13 protein-coding genes are annotated in these 20,386 nt (G+C 72.9%); 7 read left to right on the top strand and 6 right to left on the bottom strand.

The annotated features are described in order from the left end of the window. Both ACGFT1_RS16990 and ACGFT1_RS16985 read right to left on the bottom strand, forming a co-directional pair. The gene (locus ACGFT1_RS16990; protein ID WP_373909757.1) at nt 1–2,280 is read right to left on the bottom strand and encodes a catalase; all 2,280 of its coding nucleotides are present in this window, start codon (nt 2,278–2,280) and stop codon (nt 1–3) included. A gap of 441 nt (nt 2,281–2,721) precedes the next feature. Continuing rightward, nucleotides 2,722–4,185 carry an aminotransferase class I/II-fold pyridoxal phosphate-dependent enzyme gene (locus ACGFT1_RS16985; protein ID WP_373909756.1) on the bottom strand — a complete coding sequence of 488 codons (1,464 nt, stop codon included), beginning with the start codon at nt 4,183–4,185 and terminating at the stop codon, nt 2,722–2,724. 144 nt (nt 4,186–4,329) lie between these two features. On the opposite strand from ACGFT1_RS16985, the gene ACGFT1_RS16980 reads away from it, so the two are divergent. Continuing rightward, on the top strand, nt 4,330–5,496 hold the full coding sequence (locus tag ACGFT1_RS16980) for an amidohydrolase (protein ID WP_373909755.1): 1,167 nt from the start codon (nt 4,330–4,332) through the stop codon (nt 5,494–5,496). Nucleotides 5,497–5,511: 15 nt separating this feature from the next. Here the strand turns inward: ACGFT1_RS16980 and ACGFT1_RS16975 are convergent, their stop codons facing one another. Then, the gene (locus ACGFT1_RS16975; protein ID WP_373909754.1) at nt 5,512–5,856 is read right to left on the bottom strand and encodes an ANTAR domain-containing protein; all 345 of its coding nucleotides are present in this window, start codon (nt 5,854–5,856) and stop codon (nt 5,512–5,514) included. 131 nt (nt 5,857–5,987) lie between these two features. Between ACGFT1_RS16975 and ACGFT1_RS16970 the strand changes: the two genes are divergently transcribed. Continuing rightward, the gene (locus ACGFT1_RS16970) at nt 5,988–6,941 is read left to right on the top strand and encodes a helix-turn-helix transcriptional regulator (RefSeq protein ID WP_373909753.1); all 954 of its coding nucleotides are present in this window, start codon (nt 5,988–5,990) and stop codon (nt 6,939–6,941) included. A 47-nt stretch (nt 6,942–6,988) separates the two neighbouring features. On the opposite strand, the gene ACGFT1_RS16965 is transcribed toward ACGFT1_RS16970, so the two are convergent. Together ACGFT1_RS16965 and ACGFT1_RS16960 are read right to left on the bottom strand one after the other, a co-directional pair. After that, nucleotides 6,989–9,529: a discoidin domain-containing protein gene (locus ACGFT1_RS16965; RefSeq protein WP_373909752.1), complete on the bottom strand. Its 2,541-nt coding sequence runs from the start codon at nt 9,527–9,529 to the stop codon at nt 6,989–6,991. 331 nt (nt 9,530–9,860) lie between these two features. After that, nucleotides 9,861–11,012: an FAD-dependent oxidoreductase gene (locus ACGFT1_RS16960; protein WP_373909751.1), complete on the bottom strand. Its 1,152-nt coding sequence runs from the start codon at nt 11,010–11,012 to the stop codon at nt 9,861–9,863. Nucleotides 11,013–11,921: 909 nt separating this feature from the next. Between ACGFT1_RS16960 and ACGFT1_RS16955 the strand changes: the two genes are divergently transcribed. Next, nucleotides 11,922–12,935: a Ppx/GppA family phosphatase gene (locus ACGFT1_RS16955; protein WP_373910100.1), complete on the top strand. Its 1,014-nt coding sequence runs from the start codon at nt 11,922–11,924 to the stop codon at nt 12,933–12,935. A gap of 256 nt (nt 12,936–13,191) precedes the next feature. Here the strand turns inward: ACGFT1_RS16955 and ACGFT1_RS16950 are convergent, their stop codons facing one another. Next, nucleotides 13,192–14,274 (bottom strand): GNAT family N-acetyltransferase, encoded by a 1,083-nt coding sequence (locus ACGFT1_RS16950; RefSeq protein WP_373910099.1) that lies wholly within the window; start codon nt 14,272–14,274, stop codon nt 13,192–13,194. A gap of 315 nt (nt 14,275–14,589) precedes the next feature. Here ACGFT1_RS16950 and ACGFT1_RS16945 point away from each other — a divergent pair, with 315 nt between their 5' ends. The 4 genes from ACGFT1_RS16945 (at nt 14,590) to ACGFT1_RS16930 (ending at nt 20,361) form a co-directional block, all read left to right on the top strand. Further along, nucleotides 14,590–17,211 (top strand): TIM-barrel domain-containing protein, encoded by a 2,622-nt coding sequence (locus ACGFT1_RS16945; RefSeq protein ID WP_373909750.1) that lies wholly within the window; start codon nt 14,590–14,592, stop codon nt 17,209–17,211. 120 nt (nt 17,212–17,331) lie between these two features. Further along, nucleotides 17,332–18,546 (top strand): carbohydrate-binding protein, encoded by a 1,215-nt coding sequence (locus ACGFT1_RS16940; protein ID WP_373909749.1) that lies wholly within the window; start codon nt 17,332–17,334, stop codon nt 18,544–18,546. Nucleotides 18,547–18,753: 207 nt separating this feature from the next. Then, nucleotides 18,754–19,209, top strand: coding sequence for a hypothetical protein (locus ACGFT1_RS16935; RefSeq protein ID WP_373909748.1), 456 nt, complete (start codon nt 18,754–18,756; stop codon nt 19,207–19,209). A gap of 159 nt (nt 19,210–19,368) precedes the next feature. Further along, the gene (locus tag ACGFT1_RS16930) at nt 19,369–20,361 is read left to right on the top strand and encodes an SMP-30/gluconolactonase/LRE family protein (RefSeq protein WP_373909747.1); all 993 of its coding nucleotides are present in this window, start codon (nt 19,369–19,371) and stop codon (nt 20,359–20,361) included. The last annotated feature ends 25 nt before the right edge of the window (nt 20,362–20,386 follow it).

Genomic DNA, 20,386 nt, shown 5'->3' with positions numbered 1-20,386 from the left:
TCAGGCGGCGGACGGGAAGCGTTCCCAGACCCGGTGGCCGCCGAGCAGCCGGTTGAGCTGCTGGAGCACGTCACCGGCGGTGTCGCCGGTGACGACGCCGGGCGCGTCGAGCGGGATGCCGACCGCTTCCAGCGCGCTCTCCCCGCCGCTGGTGGCGCCGATGGCCTTGCCGTGCCGGTACGCCTCCGCCAGCAGCAGTCCTACCCGGGGGTCGGGCGTGGCCTGCTGGACGGTGGGCCGGCCCGCCTTGGCGTCGCGGGCGCCATAGGCGTCGGAGCCCACTCCGGGCGTGCCGGCCACCAGGAGGGCGTCGAATTCCACGGAGCGGGCGGCGGCGTAGGTCCGCTGGACGGTCACGGCGTCGTCGCCGTCGCCGAGGACGCCGCCGGCCGGTGCGACGACCAGCGGGACCATGCCGCCGTCCAGCACCTCCTGCCGTACCGCGCGGACGCCGTCGAGGTCTCCGTCGGGACCGGTGATGATGCCGATGATCCGGCCGTCGGCGGGCCAGGTCCGGCCCACCTGGGAGAGGGCGGGGCTGGGCTCGACGTCGGCCAGGGGCACGGTGGGCTCGGGGGCGGGCAGCCCGAGGCCGGCGGCGACGCCAGCGCACAGCTCCGGGTCGATGTTCGCCAGGGTCTGCAACGCCCGTTCGCGGATGGCCTGTTCGTAGCACTTGGCGAGTTCGAAGGTGTAGGCGCCGATGATGTGCTCGCGTTCGACGGGGCTCATGCTGAGCCAGAACCGGCGCGGCTGGCTGAAGTGGTCGCCGAACGACTCGGGGGCCTCGCGGACCTTGGTCGCCTCCGGCACCCGTACGGGCGTCTCGACGTACGCGCCCATGTCGGCGCCCGCGGTGAAGGGGCAGCCGCCGTCGAGGGAGTTGGGCCGGTAGGGGGCGACCCCGCGGTGCACGGCCGTCTGGTGGAAGCCGTCGCGCAGCATGTCGTTGACGGGGGCGTGCGGCCGGTTGATCGGGAGCTGCGGGAAGTTGGGGCCGCCCAGGCGGGTGATCTGGGTGTCGAGGTAGGAGAAGAGACGGCCGGCGAGCAGCGGGTCGTCGGTGACGTCGATGCCGGGGACGAGGTGGCCGACGTGGAAGGCGACCTGTTCGGTCTCCGCGAAGAAGTTCGTCGGGTTGCGGTTGAGCGTGAGCAGCCCGATGGGCTGCACGGGGGCGAGCTCCTCGGGCACGATGTTCGTCGGGTCCAGCAGGTCGATGCCCTCGAAGGTCTGGTCGGGGGTGTCGGGGAAGGTCTGGATGCCGAACTCCCACTCGGGGTGGGCGCCCGCCTCGATGGCGTCGTAGAGGTCACGGCGGTGGAAGTCGGGGTCGACGCCGCTCGCGATCTGGGCCTCCTCCCACACCAGGGAGTGCACGCCCAGCTTCGGCTTCCAGTGGAACTTCACCAGGGTCGTCTCGCCGGCGGCGTTGACCAGGCGGAAGGTGTGGACGCCGAAGCCTTCCATCGTGCGGTACGAGCGGGGGATGCCCCGGTCGGACATGTTCCACAGGGTGTGATGGGTGGCCTCGGTGTGCAGGGTGACGAAGTCCCAGAAGGTGTCGTGGGCGCTCTGTGCCTGCGGGATCTCCCGGTCGGGGTGCGGCTTGCCGGCGTGGATGACGTCCGGGAACTTGATCGCGTCCTGGATGAAGAACACCGGGATGTTGTTGCCGACCAGGTCGAAGACGCCCTCGCTGGTGTAGAACTTCGTCGCGAAGCCACGGGTGTCGCGGACGGTGTCCGCCGAGCCCCGGGAGCCGAGCACGGTGGAGAAGCGGACGAACACCGGGGTTTCGACGTCCTCGGCGAGGAACGCCGCCTTGGTCACGTTGGCCGCGGTGCCGTAGCTGCGGAACACGCCGTGCGCGCCGGCGCCGCGGGCGTGGACCACGCGCTCGGGGATGCGCTCGTGGTCGAAGTGCATCACCTTCTCGCGCAGGTGGTGGTCCTGGAGGAGCACCGGGCCGCGGGGGCCCGCCTTGAGCGAGTGGTCGGTGTCGGGCAGCCGGGTGCCCTGGGCGTCGGTGAGGTAGCGGCCGCTCTGGGCCGTCCGCGCCTGGTCGGCGCCGGTCGGCTGCCCGGTCGGCGAGACGGTGGCCGGGCCGCCCTGATCGGGCTTGGGGGGCAGCGGCTCGCGGGGTTCGGTCGGCTCGGCGACCGACGGCGACTCGGGAGCCGGCTTGCCCGGGATGCCGTCCTCGGGACCCGCGGGCCCGCTCTGGAGGGCGTCGGCCACCTTGTCCGCCGCTCGCTTCAAGGGGTTCGTCTCGCTCATCAACACCAATTCCTTCACTGGTCACGGACGGCCCCGCCGCAGACGGGGCGGGTGGGTGTCCGGTCGCGCTGGCCGGGCCGGGGAGGCGGCCGGCAGCAGGTACCGGCAGGCAAAGAGGTCGGGGAAGAGGGCCGCGGCGGCCCGGGAGCGGGGTCCCCGGGCCGGGGCGTCCGAAACCGGCGATCGCGAAGATCTCCGGTCGGGGTGAAGCCGGGCCGTCTCCTGTCGAGTTGCCGGGACGGCGGGCCCGCCGGACGCCGGTCCGGACCCGGGGACCGTCAGCGGGGCCATGCGCCTGCCTGCCGATGACGCGTTCACCGGCAGAACGGGCTTCCTGGCCCCGGGCGGGCGCGCACCGCTCCGCCCGCGTACGCCACCCTAGGCGCCGTGGGCGGTTCCCGCAGTCCGGGACGGACCGGTAGGCGACCGGGGGCCGGCGGGTCAGGGGCGTGCCGCGACCCGCACGGTCTCCAGGGTCGGGTCCGCCGCGTCGGAGATGAGGAAGCCGTGGGCGACTCCGCTGCGCAGGTAGTCCAGGACGTCCGAGGTGATCACCTCGCCCGGTGCCACGACCGGCACGCCCGGCGGGTAGGGGCTGATCATCTCGGCGGCGATCCGGCCCACCGCCCGCTCGGCGCGCACCTGTTCGGCCGGGCCGAAGAACGCGTCGCGGGGCAGGACGGCCTGTTCCAGTTCCAGGACGTGAGGTGCGGGCAGGTGCACGGCGGGCTGCCGTTCTATGGAGTCGGCGTGCTCCACCAGCGAGCTCACGGCGTCCAGGAGCGCCTTCTCGGTCTCGTCGTCGTCGGAGTGGGTGATGGAGGCGCTGATGCGGCAGCTGTCCGAACCACCCACGTCGACGTGGCGATCGGCGCGCAGCCATTCGGCCGCCTGCATGCCGCTGATGCCCAGTTCCCGTACGTCGACGACGATCTTCAGGGGGTCGTACTCGGCGGCCAGGCCCTCCTCGATGATGTCCCCGCCCATCACCCGCAGCCCGGGCATCTCGCACAGTTCGGCGCGGATGCGCTCGGCGCGGTGGCGGGCATTGCCGAGCAGGTCACGTCCCTGTTCGACCATCTGCCGCCGCCAGCCGTCGAGGGTGGCGTAGACGAGGCTGGAGGCGCTGGTGGTGCCGAGCAGGTCCTCGCGCTGCTTGAGCACAGTGGGCGAGATCCGGTCGTGCTGGAGGTGGAACACGGAACTCTGCTCGATGGCGCCGCCCATCTTGTGGACGCTGGTGACGACCAGGTCGGCGTCCGCGTCCATGCCCCAGACGGGCAGGTCCGGGTGGAAGGGCAGATGTGCGCCCCACGCCTCGTCGACGATGAGCGGCACGTCGAACGCGTGGCATGCGTCGGCCACCGCGCGGACGTCGGCGCAGGTGCCCCAATCGGTGGGGGTGATGAGCAGCATGCCCTTGGCGTCCGGGTGCTCGCGGAGCCGGTTGCGGACGTCGTCGGCCTCCGGCGGGTGGGCCAGGTGACGTTCGGTGTCGAACTTCGGGTGGACCCAGATGGGCTCCACCCCGTTGATGATCACCGCGGCGATGACCGACTTGTGGGCGTTGCGGGACAGGAGCAGCTTCTCCCCGGGGCCCGCGACCGCCAGCATGGCGGTCTTGATGGACAGGGAGCTGCCGGAGGTGGAGAAGAAGGCGTGTTCGGCGCCGACCGCGTCCGCCATCAGTTCCTGCGCCTGCTCCAGCACGCCCTGGGACTGGCGGCGGTCGTCCAGGCCGTTGAGGCTCAGCACGTCCGAGCGGAAGACGTCGATGCCGAGGATCTCGGCCACGCGGGGGTCGGCCCCACGGCCCTGTTTGTGCCCGGGTGGCCCGAACACCACGTCTCCGCGTCGCCGGAACTCCTGCAGAGCTTCCAGGACGGGTGCACGCGAGTGATCCATGGCTGTCCTCCTGAGCTGGTCGGTGCCGCCTCCACCGTGTTGCACCGCCGCCGTACCCCAAACCCATCGGCCCGGTGTCAGTAGGCCGTTCGGTGGAACCCGGCTCCGGCACGGAGCACATCACACCGAGCCGCAGGAGGACTTGTGTCGCCGCACCACCGGGTCCAGGAGGAGGTCGCGCGCCGAGCGGACGCGCTGTGGGCCGTGGCGTCAGCCCTGCACGCCGACCCGGAGACCGCGTTCGCCGAGCACCGGGCGGCGGCGCTGCTCACGGGCGAGCTGGAACGCGCGGGGTTCGAGGTGCGACGCGGGACCGCGGGCCTGCCGACCGCGTTCACGGCGCGCTCGGGCCGGGGCCGGCCGGTGGTGGCGTTCCCCCTGGAGTACGACGCCCTGCCCGGGCTGGGACACGCCTGCGGGCACAACCTGATCGCGGCGGCCGGCCTCGGGGCGGCCCTGGTCACGGACGCGGTGCTGGGCGGTGACGGGGGCACGGTCCTCGCGGTGGGCACGCCGGCCGAGGAGGGCGGGGGCGGCAAGGCGCTGGAGGTGGAGGCCGGGGTCTTCGACGAGGTGGACGCCGCCCTGATGTTCCACCCCGGGGTGTACGACTGGGCGCGGGCCCCGCTGACCGCTCAGGAGCAGTACCTGGTGGCCTTCCAGGGCCGGGCCGCGCATCCCACGGGCAACCCGACGGAGGGGATCGACGCGCTCGCGGCGCTGGTCGAACTGTTCAACGTGGTCGCGGCGCTGGGCCGGCGGCTGCCGGAGGGATCTCACGTCCAGGGCATCATCACGCACGGTGGTACGGCCACGAACATCGTGCCCGAGTTCGCCGAGGGTCGCTTCGGGCTGCGCGCGCTCACGACCGCCGCCCTGGACGGCCTGGCGGCACAGCTGCGCACGGCCGCCGAGGGGGTGGCGCTGGCGACCGGCACGACCGTCACGATGGAGCGCGCGAGCGTGCGGTACGAGCACTTCCGGGACAGCACGGTGCTGTCCGAGCGGTTCGCCGGGCATCTGGACCGCGCCGGGATCACCCTCACCCCGCCCGCTCCCGGCGTCTACCTGGGCTCGTCCGACATCGGCAACGTCAGCGGCCGGGTGCCCGCCATCCATCCGTTCGTCGCGGTCATGGACGCCGACGGCTCCGACCACACACCGGAGTTCGCGGCGGCGGCGGCGTCGGAGCGGGCCCGCCGTGTCCTGCCGGCGGTGGTGGAGGCACTGGCCTGCACGGCCGTGGACGTGCTGCGGGACGCGGACCTGCGAGGGCGCGCGTGGGGGGGTTTGCGCCGGGCCGCCGCCTGAGCGTCGTACGCCCGCTCAGGCCCGCGCGGCGTGGCGTGCCTCGCGTTCCTCGCCCGGCCCCTGGGCGGCGGCGCGGACGTGCCGCACGGCGGCGGGCAGCGCCCGGCGGATCACGTCCGGCAGGCGGCCGGAGGACGGCCACTCCACCAGGCAGCGTGCCACCTCCCGCATCTTCGTGTTGGTGTGCTGCGACACGTGCTTCAGCACGTCCCAGCCCTGCTGCGGGCGCAGGCCGGCGCGGGCGATGACCACGCCGATCGCCTGGTCGACCAGCGCGTGCGAGACGAGGGCCCGGCGCAGCTGGGCGACCTCCTCCCGGAGCGCGTCAAGCCGGTCCGCCTGCTCGTCACATCCGATCATGCGATCACCATGCGCATCAGTCTCCCTCTCAAACAGCCGCCAGGCGAACAACATTGCGCAATGCGGTACAGAAAACGAAAAACAGCTGGTCAGCGGCACATGGGGAGGGAATTCAAGGGCAGGTGAGCGGAATGGAATCGCTCACTTTCGACAGCGACGACCTGGAGGCGACGGAGGATTTCCTCAGTCGGGCCTACGCCAGGATGCGCATCGCCAGTGGTACCCCCGGCTCCCACCACGCCCGGATCCACCGCGCCGCCCTGTCCTCGGTGAGTGTCGACGAACTCGCGCTGGACTTCGAGATGAGCTACTCGGTGTCCCCGCTGGGCCGGATCTGCCTGTGCGTCATGCACGAGGGAACCGTGCGGGACCACGGCTTCCAGGGCGTCGAGGACGCCTTCGGACCGGGTGACGTGGTGCTGTTCGCGCCGCCGGACCTGCCGTTCACGGGGCGGATCCACAACGCCCGCTACAACATCACCATGCTGGACCCGGCGCTGCTCTCCCAGGTGGCCGCGGGCCCGGCGGGCTCTGCCCCGGTGCGGCTGACCGGCCACCGGCCGCGCTCGGCGGCGGCGGCCCGGCACCTGAGCGGTACGATCGCCCATCTGCGCGACCATGTGCTGTCCGACGCCCGGATCGCGGACCAGCCGCTGGTCGCCGCCACGGCCGCCCAGCACCTCGCGGCGAGCGTCCTGGCCGCGTTTCCCAGCACGGCACTGGAGGAGCCGACCGCCGCCGACCGTCACGACGCGCACCCGGTGATGCTGCGCCGCGCGCTCGCCTACATCGACGACCACGCCGACCAGCCCGTCACGGTCGCCGACATCGCCGGCGCGGCCCATGTGACGGTGCGCGCGCTCCAGTACGCCTTCCGCCGGCATCTGGACACGACACCGCTCGCCCATCTGCGCCGGGTGCGGCTAGAGCACGCCCACCGGGACCTGCTGGACGCCGACCCCGGCGCCGGGGCCACGGTCACGTCGATAGCGGCCCGCTGGGGTTTTCACCACCCGGGCCGTTTCGCCTCCCTCTACCGGCAGGAGTTCCGGCGGAACCCGCACGAGTCCCTGGGCGAGGCCTGACGGGCGTCCCGGGCGGGGCTCGGCCTCCACCCGGGACGCGGGACGGCCTACGGGAAGGACGTCACCTTGGACGGGACGGTACTGGTCCCCGAGGTGGGTGCGCCGGTGCTGTTGACGACGTGGGCGTACTGGCCCTGGCCGCCGAGGGAGATCACCAGCAGGTCGTGCATCCGGATGCCCGAGGTGGTGGGCACCTGGAAGCCGTGGGCCTGGACGATCGACGGATCGGCCGTGTAGTTGCAGTAGCTGCCCAGTCCCCATGCCTCGTGGGTGGTGACGGTGTCGGCGACCTTGTAGGCCGCGTAGCCGGTGATGCCGTCGTGGGTGACGGCTGCGGCGTTCGGGGCGTCGTACGCCTTCTCGTTCTGGAAGAAGATGGTCCGGCCGCGTTCCCCGGACCAGTAGACGTCGTACTTGTTGAAGTGCTCGACGAACAGGCCGGTGGCGAGGACGTCGTTGCCGTTCACGCGCAGGCCGAAGTCGGCGCGGTTGGTGTTCCAGCCGACGCCGCTGCCGTGATCGGCGCGCCAGAGCCAGGTGTGGTCGATGATGACGTTGTTGCTGTTCACCACGACCGAGTTGGTGGCGAGGCCGGGTCCGGCGCCGCCGATGCGGACGAACACGTCCTGCATGGTGCTGGGGTTGGCGGAGTGTTCGGCGCTGGCGCCGGGCGTGCCGATCCGCAGGAGCGTGTCGGAGTTGACGGCGCCGGCGTCGATCAGGAATCCGGCGAGCCTGACACCGTCGACGTCGGCGACGTGCATCGCGTCGACGCCGTTGTCCGGGACCAGGGTGGCGAGACCGAGTCCGAGGACGACCGTGTCGGGGCGGGTGACGTCGAGGGTCTGGTCGAGGTGGTAGACGCCGGGCGTGAACAGCAGGTTGAGGCCCTGGGCGAGGGCCGCGTTGATGGTGGCGGCCGTGGCGCCCGGCTTGACGACGTAGAACTGGTCGAGCGGGAGCGACGTACCGGCGTCGGCCGGCCAGGAGACGCCCCGCGCGCCGGTGCGCTTGGCCGGCACGAACACCTTGTAGGCGGAGCCGTCGAGGTACAGGAAGGGCTTCTCCCGGGAGACCGGGGTGGTGTCCAGCGTGGTGTACGGGCCGTTGTCGAAGTTGGTCGCCGGGGCGCCCTGGACGCCGGAGAACGTCATGTTCCACACGCCGTTGCTCCAGCCGCCGACCGAGCTGTCGCGGGTGTACCACTGCTGCTGGGAGTACGGGCCCACCGTACCGTCGACCTTGGAGTCCGCGATGTAGCCGCCGGAGGCCCAGCCGTAGCCGTTGGGGGCGAGGTTGAGGCCGCCCTGGACGTGGATGCGGCGGAAGGGCGCGGCCTGCGCCACGGCCCAGCGGTCGGTCCCGTTCGACGGCTTGATGGCGAGGTTCTCCGCCGAACGCCAGAAGTTCTGGGTGGCGTTGCCGTTGAACCAGCCCGCGTCCACGGTGACGTCACCGTTGATCTGGGTGTCGTCGGGGTTCAGCCCGAGCCCGGAGATCGAGGTGTAGAAGCCGATCTGGGCGTTGATCCCGTTGTACGTGCCGGGCTTGAGCAGGAACTGGTACCGGCCGGTGCCGAACTGGGCCGATTCCTGCTTGGCGAAGACGTCGTCGAACTTCTGCTGGAGGTTGGGGGTGGAGGGGTCGACGACGATGACGTTCGGGCCGAGGTCGCCGCCGCCCTGGACCGGCGGGACGCCGGTGGAGCCGGTGTGCACGGCGACCTCCCACAGGGAGTAGCCGTAGCCGGTGCCGCGCGCGGTGCCGAGGATCCGGACGTAGCGGCCCGAGCCGCCGACGTCGTACGAGGCCGTGCCGCCGGTGGCGCCGGTGACGGTCTTGAGGGTGCTCCAGCTCTGCCCGTCGGCGGACGCCTGGATCTGGAAGTCCTTGCCGTAGGCGGCTTCCCAGTTCAGGTCGACCTTGCACAGGTCCTGGACGGAACCGAGGTCGACCTGGAGCCACTGCGGGTCGGCCGCCTGGCTGGACCAGCGGGTCGTGGTGCTGCCGTCGAAGGCGGCGGAGGCGGGCGTGCCGGCGTTCTCGGTGGAGGAGGCGGTGGCCGTCCTGCCCTGGGCGGCGTTGGCGGTGCCGCAGCCTGTCCCGCTGCCGCCCGTGCTGCCGAACACCTGGAACTCCCAGAGGGAGTAGCCGTACGAGGTGGCCCGGTGCACGCCGAGCATGCGCACGTAGCGGCCCTGACCGGACACGTCGAGCGTGTCGACGCCGCCGTCGGAGCCGGTGACGGACTTCAGGTCCGTCCAGCTGTTCCCGTCGGCGGATATCTGGACCTTGTAATCCTTGCCGTAGGCGGCCTCCCAGTTCAGGACCACCCGGGTGACGGTGGCGTTGCCTCCCAGGTCGACCCGCAACCACTGGTCGTCCCCGGCGGCCGAGGACCAGCGGGTCCCGGTGTCGCCGTCGACGCCCAGCGCGGCGGTGGTGCCGTTGTTCTCCTCGGACGACGCGGTGGCCGTCCTCCCCTGGGACAGGGGGGTTTCGGCCGCGGCGGCCGGGGGTTGTGTGGCGGGAAGGGCGATCAGCGCTGCCATGGCGGACAGCGCGATGCCCAGGGATCTCAGTCTCATGCGGCGGCTCCAGACGGCTCGGGGGTCAAGCGGCTGACCCCACGGCTTAGTTCATGTTGTGATTTAAGTGGTGAGTCAAGCGGGTTACAAGCCTTCGGACGCCACATCCTTCAACTACCGCGCCACGATCACCCGCACCGCGACCCGCGGCACGGGGCAGGCGTCCGCACCGCCGCGGAGCCGCCCTCATGGCACGGCCGCCTCCGGGCCGCGGGGCGCAGCCGTGCGCGGCCCGGCGGACGGCGCGAACGACCGTGTCGCGCGGGAGGCGCCGGCGCGGCACCGGTGGGACGTCACCGGCCTGCCGGTGCGAGCGCCGGCGGGGCACCGGTCACGACAGCGGTTCGTCCCAGGCCAGTCGGCGGATCAGCTCCTCGTCCGGTTCGGCGGGGCGGGCCATGACGGCAGCCGGCCCGGACGGGGGGCGGGTGCCTCGGGAGAGGCCGCCGCTGACGGTGATGTTGTGCTCTACGCGCGGGCGGCGGAACCGCTCGTACTCTGCCAGCGCTGTCGGCGGGTCGGGCAGGTCACGCAGCGCCTTGGCGAGGACGACGGCGTCCTCCAGGGCCATCGAGGCGCCCTGGCCGGTCGCAGGCGAGGCCGCGTGGGCCGCGTCACCGACGAGCAGCACGCGTCCCGCCCGCCAGGTGGTGCCGAGCGGCAGCTCCGTGGCATTGGTGACCATGATGCTGTCGCAGGCCTCGACGAGACCGGCGGCGGGCGTGTCGTCCTCGCGCAGCAACGGCAGCAACTGCTCGCGCAGCACGGCGGACGGTCGGGCGGTCGCGCCGGCGGGCAGCGGGTCTCCGCCGGCGCGCGCGAACCAGTACGTCTCCCCGGCCGGCGAAACCGCGTAGCCGAACGCGGTCGCGGCGCCCCGCACCATGGTGATCACGCCGGCCGTGGCGGGCGCCGGACCGATGGCGCCGGTGTGCCCGTAGCCGTAGTAGACCCGCTGGCCCGCGTAGACGGGCCGGGCGCCGGGTGCGAGGAGCCGCCGCACGGCCGAGTGCAGGCCGTCGGCACCGACGAGCAGGTCTCCCATGGCGGTACCGCCACCGGCGAAACGGGCGGCGACGCCGCCCGGGCCGTCCGTCAGCGACACCAGCCGCGCGCCGTGGCACAGCCGGATCCCCCGCCGGACCGCCTCGCCCTGGAGGGCCGCGTTCAGCTCGCCGCGGCGCAGACAGCGGTAGCGCAGGGCGGGATCGTCGGCCTCACCGAGCGGTCCGCGCCTCACCTCGGCTCCCCGGTGGTCCAGCAGCCGCAGCGAAGTCAGCGGAAAACCGACGGCCGTGACGGCGTCCGTGGCGTCGAGCTCGGCCAGGGCGCGCATGCCGTTGCTCGCCAGGGTCAGGAAGGCGCCGATGTCCTCGGCCGTGTCCGGGTGGGCCTCGAACACCGTGACGTCGTGCCCGGCCTTGCGCAGCCCCAGCGCGGCCGCGCTACCCGCGATCCCACCGCCGATCACCAGTACCTTCACCGCACCCGCCCCCTCGCCCGCCGCGTCCCGCGCCGGCAGTGATGACGACCATTCAAGTCCAGCGGGGGGCCGGGCAGCTGACGCGGAGCCGCGATCCGGACAGCGCGGGGTGACCGGGGCGGGGAGCGGGGTTACCGAGGCCGAGGGGAGCGCGGCGGCACGGGTGCCGGCCCCGGCAGAGGACCGGGCGCGCATCGAGCGGCCACCGCGTCGGCGCCGGTCCCGAGGACGCCGGATCGGTTGTGGCGGGCGTCCGGGGCGGGGAAGACGGCTGGGCGGGGTCGGAAGCGGGCGGACGCCCGGAGCGGGGCGGAACGCGAACACCGGGGGCGGAACGCGACCCGCCGGGCGGGGACGGGGGTCGGAAGCGGGCGGGCGTCCGGGACGGGACCGCGCACACCCGGGGCGGGACGCCACCCGCCGGGCGGGGACGGGGGTCGGAAGCGGGCGGGCGTCCGGGACGGGACCGCGCACACCCGGGGCGGAACGCCACCCGCCGGGCGGGGACGGGGGTCGGAAGCGGGCGGGCGTCCGGGACGGGACCGCGCACACCCGGGGCGGAACGCCACCCGCCGGGCGGGGACGGGGGGTCGGAAGCGGGCGGGCGTCCGGGACGGGACCGCGCACACCCGGGGCGGAACGCGGCCCTCCCAGCGGGACGCGGCCCTCCTGGCCCGGGCCTCGGGTCCGCTGCCGGGCTACGGATGCGCAGGGTCCCGAGCCAAGCGCGCGCCCGGGCCGGAGCACGATCGTCCGGACCGGGGCGTCCGGTTGCGCGTCCGGAGGCGCGCTCGTCGTGCCTGTCGGACCGACGTGCGCGCCGTTCCCGAGGCACGCGCCGCGGCCCCTGTGCACCGGCGCGCCCCCCGCCGGACGGATGATCGGCGGTTGAACGGGTACTCCCCGGCCATGCGGGTGAGCGTGGTGGATGCGGGGTCGAACACGGTGCGATTGGTGATCGCAGACGTGGAAGGCGGTGTTCCGCTGCCGGTGCACACCGTCAAGTGGAAACTGCGGCTGTGCGAGCATGCCGGCGCGGACGGCACCATCGCCGACGAGGCCGTGGAACAACTGGTGAGGGCGGTGGCCGCGGCGGGCGCAACGGCTCGCAGGTGGCGTGCCGCGGGACCGCTGGCCTTCGCGACCACCGTGGTACGCAACGCTCCGAACCGGGCGGACGTCCTGCAACGGGTGGCCTCGGGCACCGGGATCCGCATGTGCACGATGCCGGGTGAGACCGAGGCCGAGCTGACCTTCCTGGCGGCCCGCCGCTGGCTCGGCTGGAAGGCGGGCCCGCTCGCGCTGCTCGACATCGGCGGCGGCTCGCTGGAGGTGGCGTTCGGCAGGGGACGGCTGCCCGACTTCGCCGCGTCCCTGCCGCTCGGCGCGAGCCGGCTGACCCGAGAGCATCTGGGCGTACAGGACCCGCCGGGGCCGGGTGAGCTGAAGGAACTGCGCCGCCGGATCCGCCACGAGCTGCGGGACGTCGCCTCGCGGATCCGCTGGGAGCGGCCACGCACCGCTGTCGTCGCCTCCCGTACGTTCCAGCAGCTGGCGCGGTTGTGCGGGGCCGCGCCCGGGCGGTACGGCCCGTTCGTCGAGCGTCAGCTGGCCTGCCGGGATCTGCGCGAGGCGGTGCACGCACTCGCCGCCCTGCCCACCGCCGAGCGGGCACAGCTGCCGGGCATCTCCGCGCCGCGCGCCGCGCAGAGCCTGGCCGGGGCGGTCGTCGGGCACACGGCGCTGAAGTTGATGGGCCTGCCCCGGGCCGTCGTCTGCCCCTGGGCGATCCGCGAGGGTGTCCTGCTGCGCTATGTCGAGGACGGCGCCGACTGGTGGACGGACATCACCGGCACCACGGACACCACGACCCCGACGCCGACCCCGACCCCGACCCTGCGCATCGCGGCACCGTCGGCGTGACGGCGTGACGGCGTGACGGGCGCTTCCGCGCGGCGGGTGGCGGACATCCGCGCGGGGGAACCCGGCCGCATGACGGCGTGGCCCGCGCCCCGCGGCTCCGCCCTCGCGACGAGGTGCCGACGGCCGGTCCCGGCGCGGCCGGTCTCGTGGATCGGCCGGTGGCGAGCGGGCGCGCCCGTTCCGTGGCCCGCGGCTCGGGCCGGCCCATGGTCCCCTCACCCGGGCCCGGACCCTGTCCGGTGGCCGTAGCGGCGGGTCAGCGCGCGTGCGTCCGCAGCGTGCCGGCCGTTCTCAGCAGGCGGTCGGCCGGTTCGCGCAGGCCCGGGTGGGCCAGCACCGTGTTGCGCAGGCCGCGTACCGGGCGTCGCCAGAGGCGCCGGGCCAGTGCGACGGGGTGCGGACGGGCCGCGAAGCCCTCGCCGACCCGGAGTTCGCGGGTCTTGAGCCAGTTCTTGTACTCCTTGTCACCCCGCCCCAGGTCCACCAGGCTCACCCCGTGCCGGGCGGCGGCCTCGGCGGTCCGCAGGTGCATCATCAACCCGGGCGAGTAGGCGGGGAGCCGGGGATCGTAGGCGGTGAACCAGGCGGCCAGGACGGTGCCCGACCGGGGTCCGAAGTGGGCGGCGACCGGCCGGTCGCCCGCGTAGAGCACGGACAGCACTCCCGTGAAGTGCTCCTCGCGGACGCGGAACAGGTGGTTCACCAGGCCGACGATCCACGGCCGGGAGAACCGGTCCATGCGGCCGGTCCTCCTGTACTGCGCGGACTTCCACCGCATGAGGGTGCGCAGTGCCTCCGGGTCGCGTTCGTCGAAGACGAACCGGACCTCGCCGACGTCCCGGCCGAGCCGGCGTTCCTTCTTCAGCGTCGTCCTGGCCAAACCGGGGTACGCCTCGCGCAGCCACTGCGCGTAGGTGCCGTCGCCGGGTTTCACATCGATCACCGGGGAGGCGAAGGTACCGGTGACGTGGGGCTCGAACGGGGTCTGTTCCCGGACGAGATGGTCGAACTCGAAGATGCTGAGCCCGCAGGCCCGCAGCAGTTGCCGCACGTTCCAGGTGACTCCGGGCCGGTGCACGAGAGCCTGGCAGTCGGACAGACCGAGTCCGACGGCCCGGCCGGTGCCCAGCGGCCCCCGCTCATAGGGGAGGAAGCCGACCGGTTCCCCGCTCTCCCGCAGCACCGCCACGCGCACACCGGACCGGAACCGCCCGACACCGGCGGCGAATTCGGGGGCCAGGAACGGGTTGGCGTACTCGGGTGACTCGTCCATCGCCAGGTGCCAGGCCCTGCGCAGGCCGGGCGTCAGGTCACCGGGTCTGTGGACGGTGATCTCCACGTCGTTGATCCCCACGTCGATCCCCACGTCAGGTCGCCCGTTCCCCGGCCGGGAAACCGAACCGTGGGAGCTGGCTCAAACCTGACGAGAAAGCCCGCGGTCTGTCAAGGGTGCCCAGCGCGGCCGATGGGGGCCGCGGAGCGCGGCATGACCCACCGCGGTATTGACATGAACCTGTAGCTACACCGACGCTGCGTGCGTGAAGTTGCTCGAATGATGCTCGTTCCGAGCGTTTCCGAGCAACGCCGCGTAAGAACAGTCAGTCCGCGAAGGTGCGAGGGGAGCTGTTCCGCCGTGCGAAGACTCCGACACCGTGTGCCATGGCCGGCCTGGATACCGCTGGGGCTGTCGGCCGTCCTGGCCGGGACCGCGCTGGCCGTTCCGGCCCCCGCTCACGCCACCGCCACCGCGTCCGGCGCGGTGCTGGACCCGGGCCACAGCAGCGTCACCTGGCGGAGCCCGGTCTACGCCAAGGGCACCGGCGCCGGGCCCGAGCACTGCCCCGGTGCCGCCGAAGACCCCGAGAGCAAGGTGTGCGACCGCTTCGACCTGACCGTCTCGGTGCCGGACGGTTACTGGGACGACAACCCCGAGGGCGGTGTCCCGCTGTCGGTCGGCTGGGAGCACCCCTCGGACGACTTCGACCTGTACGTCTACGACGACCAGGGCAGGCAGGTGGCGTCCGGTGCGGGCACCGCCGACCCCGAGGCCACGGTGATCCCGCGGGCGTCGGGGACGTACCACGTCGTGGTGGTGCCGTACGACGTGCACGACAACTCCTTCACGGGCACCGCCTATCTGCCGGCCACGGCGGACGCCGGTGCCCTCACCTCCTTCTCGGGCGGCGAGGGGCGCTACACCATCGGGGCCGGGCGGCTCACGGCCCGCGCCGATTTCCTGACGGGCGGCCGGCTGCGTCTCCAGGCGGATCCGTCGGGCTCGCTCAGCGACCCGGCCGGCACCGCCATCGTGCGCGGGCAGCCGGCCCGGCAGCGGCACACCTCGTCCTTCGACGCGGGCGGCTACTACGGCATCCGGTCCCCGCAGGCGGTGCTGCGCGTGTACAAGAAGCCGCTGCGGTTCGGGCTGTACCGGCCCGACAACCGCACCCGGATCTGGCAGGAGGACAAGCCGTTGCGCTGGTCGACCGGCGGGATGCGGCAGAGCCTGGTCCGGGGCGCGGACGAGCAGTTCTTCGGCGGCGGCGAGCAGAACGGCCGTTTCTCGCACCGCGGGCGGACCATCCACGTGGCGAACAGCTTCGACTGGAACGAGGGCGGCTACAACAACTCCCAGCCCTTCTACCTCTCCAGCGCGGGCTACGGCGTCTTCCGCAACACCTTCGCACCGGGCGTGTACGGCTTCGGCTCGCCGGTCACCACCGGCCACCAGGAACGGCGCCTGGACGCCTACTACTTCCTCGGCGACGCCCGCCAGGTCATCGGCCAGTACACGTCGCTGGTGGGCAAGCCCTTCATGCCACCGGTGTACGGCCTGGAGCCGGGCGACTCGGACTGCTACCTGCACAACGCCAACCGGGGCGAGCGGCACACCCTGGACGCGCTGAAGACCGCCGACGGCTACACCGCGAACGGGATGCCGCTCGGCTGGATGCTGGTCAACGACGGGTACGGCTGCGGGTACGAGGACCTGGAGCAGACGGGGAAGGGCCTGCAGGACCACCACGCCCAGCTCGGCCTGTGGACCCAGGACGGCATCGGGAAACTCGCCGACCAGGTCCGGGCCGGCCAGCGGGTGGCCAAGCTGGACGTGGCCTGGGTGGGCAACGGCTACCGGTTCGCGCTGGACGCCTGCGACGCGGCCAAGCGGGGGATCGAGGACAACAGCGACGCCCGCGGCTTCGTGTGGCTGCCGGTGTCCTGGGCGGGCGCCCAGCGCTGCGGGGTGCTGTGGAGCGGCGACCAGAAGCTGTCCTGGGACTACATCCGCTGGCAGATCCCGACGTACGCCGGGGCGACCCTGTCCGGCATCGCCTACAACACCGGCGACGTGGGCAGCATCTACCGCCACGACCCCACCATGTACACCCGCGACCTCCAGTGGAAGGCGTTCCTGCCGGCCGTCATGACGATGGACGGCTGGGCCACCGACATCACCACCGGCAAGCCCGCCGACCAGCAGCCCTGGCGCGACGGTGAGCCGTACACCTCCGTCAACCGCGCCTATCTCCAGCTGAAGGAGCGGCTGCTGCCGTACATGTACACCCTGTCCGCCCAGGCGGCGCGGACGGGTGTGGGCGCGGTGCGCCCGCTGTGGCTGGAGTATCCGGACGACCCCGGCACGCTCGGCGCGCAGGCGGCGTACGAGTTCCTGTCCGGCCCGGACTTCCTCGTCGCGCCGGTCTACGAGAACTCCGACACCCGCGACGGGATCTACCTGCCGAAGGGCACCTGGACCGACTACTGGACCGGCCGCACCTACCGGGGCCCGACCACGCTCGACGGCTACCACGCGCCCCTGGACACCCTCCCGTTGTTCGTGCGCGAAGGCGCGATCGTGCCCATGTGGCCGAAGGGGACGACGAGTTGGCAGACCCGCGACCGGCACGAGCTGGACTGGGACCTCTACCCGGCCGCGCACGGCACCAGCCACTACACGCTGTACGAGGACGACGGCGTGACCCGTGCCTTCGCCAAGGGCGCCGCGGCCACCCAGCGGGTGTCGGTGCGTGAGGGCACCCGGGGCACCACCGTGGCGGTAGGGGCGAGCAGGGGCGACTACGCGGGCAAGGCGGCCGTCCGGTCCTACCGGTTCACCGTGCACGGCGCCGGCGCACCCGCGCGGATCCTGCTCGACGGGCGTCAACTTCCGCGCGATACCTGGTCGTACGACGCCGCTGGGCAGGTCACGACCGTCACCACGGCGAGACTGCCGCTCGACCGCGGGTTCACGGTGCGACTGGTCGACGGAAGGTAAAGAAAAGGTATGGTCTAGTCCAAAGAGCAAGTTGGTCTAGTCCAACTTATTGACGTGGCCGCGACTGCTCCCAGAGGGTGGGGCTCCCCGTTCCCGGGTCCCCACCCTCTGGAGGCACGCATGAGACGTCTTCGGGCATGTCTGGGCGCGGCGGCAGCCGTCACGCTCGCCGCCGCCGGCAGCACCGCACTGGTCGCGGGCAGCGCCTCGGGCGCGACGACCGCGCTCAGCAACCGCTGGTACGCCGCCGCCCCCTATCTGATGCCGACGGACAACGAGCCGCCGGACCCGGCCGCCATCATGGACGCCACCGGTCTGAAGGCCTTCCAGCTGGCCTTCGTCCTCGCCCCCAACGGTGGCGGCTGCACACCCACGTGGGGCGGCACGTCGTCCGTCTCCTCGGACACGGCCGTACAGTCGGTGATCAACACCATCCGCGCCAAGGGCGGGGACGTCTCCGTCTCCATCGGCGGTTACGGCGGCACCAAGCTCGGCCAGGCCTGCGCCGACGCGGCCTCCACGGCGGCGGCCTACCAGCAGGTCATCACCAAGTACGGGCTGCACGCCATCGACTTCGACCTGGAGGAGCCGGAGTACGAGAACACCGCGGCGATCAAGAACGAGATCGGCGCCGCCAAGATCCTCCAGCAGAACAACCCGGGGCTGTACGTCTCCGTGACCACCGCCGGCACCGCGGACGGCACCGGCTGGTTCGGCAAGCAGATGCTGCTGGAGGCCAAGTCGCAGGGCTTCACCCCGAACAACTTCTCCATCATGCCGTTCGACGGCGGCTTCAACGGGGCGGCGAGCCAGACCAGCGCGCTCACCAACTTCAACTCCATTCTCCAGTCCACCTTCGGCTGGAACCAGGCGACCGCCTACGCCCACGAGGGCTTCTCGGGCATGAACGGCCGCAGCGACACCGGCGAGTACTTCGGTCAGGCCGACTTCCAGACCGTGCTGGACTACGCGACGAGCCACAACATGGACCGGTTCACCTTCTGGTCGCTGAACCGCGACCGGCAGTGCTCCCCGGCCGACAACGGCGGCCGTACGTCCGGGACCTGCTCCAGCGTGGCCCAGAACCCCTGGGACTTCGCCAAATACTCGGTGAGGTTCGCCGGCGCCACCCCGCCGAGCACGACCCCCACCCCGACGCCCACTCCCACGCCCACCCCGACCTCCTGCAGGACCGCCTGGAGCGCGACGGCCACCTACACGGCCGGGAACGAGGTCTCGTACAACAAGCACAACTGGAAGGCCAAGTGGTGGACCCAGAACGAGGTGCCCGGCGCCTCGGAGTGGGGCGCTTGGCAGGACGAGGGCGCCTGCTGAGGGCCTGACGTGCCTGTCCTCCCGGACGCGCCTGACGCGGGCCGGCGGGCGCACGCGACACATCGTCGCTTGATGCGTCCCGCTCATGGGGGCGGGCGCCGGAACACCACCGGCACCCGCCCCCACCTGCGGGACTGGTGCAAACGGCGGGACGGTCGTAGCGTCGAGGGAACGCGGTCGGACACAGCACGACGGGTGGGAGCGGCCATGCGCGGATCACTGGTGGGCACGACGGTCACCCTCACGGCAGGCGTTCTGCTGACAGCGGCCATGACGACGGCCTCGGCGAGTCCGCCGTCCGCGGTCCACCGGCCGGCCGCGCACCCGCGGCCGGTCCTCGTCGACTGCCTGTGGCACCGCACCGTCCGCCCCACCGACTTCATCCTGGCCTGCGGTGACGGCAACAGCCGGCTCACCGCACTGCACTGGACGCGGTGGAGCGGCCGGGCCGCGACCGCGGCGGGCGTGAACCTGCTCAACGACTGCAAGCCGTACTGCGCGGCCGGCACGTTCCACCGCTACCCGGTGACCGTGCGGCTGGACGGCGCCCAGCCCTGGAAGAAGGACCCCGGCGTCCGGCACTACACCCGGATGAGCCTGACCTACACCGGCGCCCTCCCGGAGGGCTTCAAGCGGGTCGTGACCTACCCGCTCTGGGACTGACCCGGCCGGCCGTCACCCGGGCGCACCGCGTCCGGTACCGGGAGGTGGGCCGCGTGGGCGACGTCCCGGCCCCGGCTCCCGTCACCGGCCGTCCGCACCCCCTCATGGTGGTGTGACCCCGCACGCCGGCGCCCCGCGCGCCGACCGAAAAGAGGTCACATGCCCCCGCTCCCCCGCCTGGCCGGTACCGCCACGGCCGTGCTCGCGCTCGGCCTGGTCGGCGCGGCGCCCGCCCCCGGCACCGACCCGGTCGTCACCGCCGCGCGCGTCGTCGCCCACTTCGACCCGGCCGCCCGGCAGACGCCCGAGAACATCGCCCTGGAGCCCGACGGCTCCGCCGACCTGACCCTCGCCCTCGCCCGGCAGATCGCCCGCGTCACCCCCGACGGGCGGACCCGGATCCTCGCGACCCTGCCCGCCGTGGCGAACCCGGCCACGCCGGTCGTGCGCGGCGCCGTCGTCACCGGCATCGCCCGCGCCCACGACGGCACGCTGTACGTCAACTACGCCACCGGCACCAGCGCCACCGGCATCTGGCGCCTCTCCCCCGCCGGTGGCGCGCCGCAGCGGATCGCGGCGCTGCCCGCCGACGGGCTGCCCAACGGGCTGGCCCTCGACGAGCGCCGGGGCGTGCTGTACGCGGCCGACTCGGTGCACGGCACCGTCTGGAGCGTCCCGCGGGCCGGCGGCACCCCCACGGACTGGGCGTCGGACACGGCACTCACCCCGCTCTCCGCGGCACCGGCCTCGGGCTCGGGCTCGGGCTCGGGCGCCAACGGCATCAAGGTGCACCGCGGCGCCGTGTGGGTGTCCAACACCGACCGGGGCACGCTGCTGCGCTTCCCCGTCGGCCCGGACGGCTCCGCCGGGCCGGTCGAGACACGCACCACCGGGCTCGACGGCGTCGACGACTTCGCCTTCCCCGGCCAGGGCAGGAGCGTGCTGGCCGCGCTGAACGACGGCAGCAGGGTCGTCCTGGTCAGCCCGGACGGCACCGTCACGACCGTGCTCACCGCACAGGACGGGCTGTCCAACCCGACCGCCGTCGCGGTGCGCGGCCGGACCGTGTACGTGCCGAGCGGCGCGTACGTCACCCGGCGCGACCCCAATCTGCTCCTCGCCCGCCTGCGCCACCTCGTCGACCACCGGTAACCGGCGAACGGCACCCGCCCCGCGC

The organism is Streptomyces sp. Y20 (genome assembly GCF_043195475.1).
Taxonomy (GTDB): Bacteria; Actinomycetota; Actinomycetes; order Streptomycetales; family Streptomycetaceae; genus Streptomyces.
The sequence above is the reverse complement of the archived record's forward strand: the minus strand, read 5'-3'. Positions and strand labels throughout refer to the sequence as shown.

What these genes read in the sequence shown, in the direction of transcription:
- ACGFT1_RS16990 (WP_373909757.1), bottom strand. Translation starts at nt 2,280, where the DNA reads ATGAGCGAGACGAACCCCTTGAAGCGAGCGGCGGACAAGGTGGCCGAC.
- ACGFT1_RS16985 (WP_373909756.1), bottom strand. Translation starts at nt 4,185, where the DNA reads ATGGATCACTCGCGTGCACCCGTCCTGGAAGCTCTGCAGGAGTTCCGG.
- ACGFT1_RS16975 (WP_373909754.1), bottom strand. Translation starts at nt 5,856, where the DNA reads ATGATCGGATGTGACGAGCAGGCGGACCGGCTTGACGCGCTCCGGGAG.
- ACGFT1_RS16970 (WP_373909753.1), top strand. Translation starts at nt 5,988, where the DNA reads ATGGAATCGCTCACTTTCGACAGCGACGACCTGGAGGCGACGGAGGAT.
- ACGFT1_RS16965 (WP_373909752.1), bottom strand. Translation starts at nt 9,529, where the DNA reads ATGAGACTGAGATCCCTGGGCATCGCGCTGTCCGCCATGGCAGCGCTG.
- ACGFT1_RS16955 (WP_373910100.1), top strand. Translation starts at nt 11,922, where the DNA reads ATGCGGGTGAGCGTGGTGGATGCGGGGTCGAACACGGTGCGATTGGTG.
- ACGFT1_RS16940 (WP_373909749.1), top strand. Translation starts at nt 17,332, where the DNA reads ATGAGACGTCTTCGGGCATGTCTGGGCGCGGCGGCAGCCGTCACGCTC.
- ACGFT1_RS16935 (WP_373909748.1), top strand. Translation starts at nt 18,754, where the DNA reads ATGCGCGGATCACTGGTGGGCACGACGGTCACCCTCACGGCAGGCGTT.
- ACGFT1_RS16930 (WP_373909747.1), top strand. Translation starts at nt 19,369, where the DNA reads ATGCCCCCGCTCCCCCGCCTGGCCGGTACCGCCACGGCCGTGCTCGCG.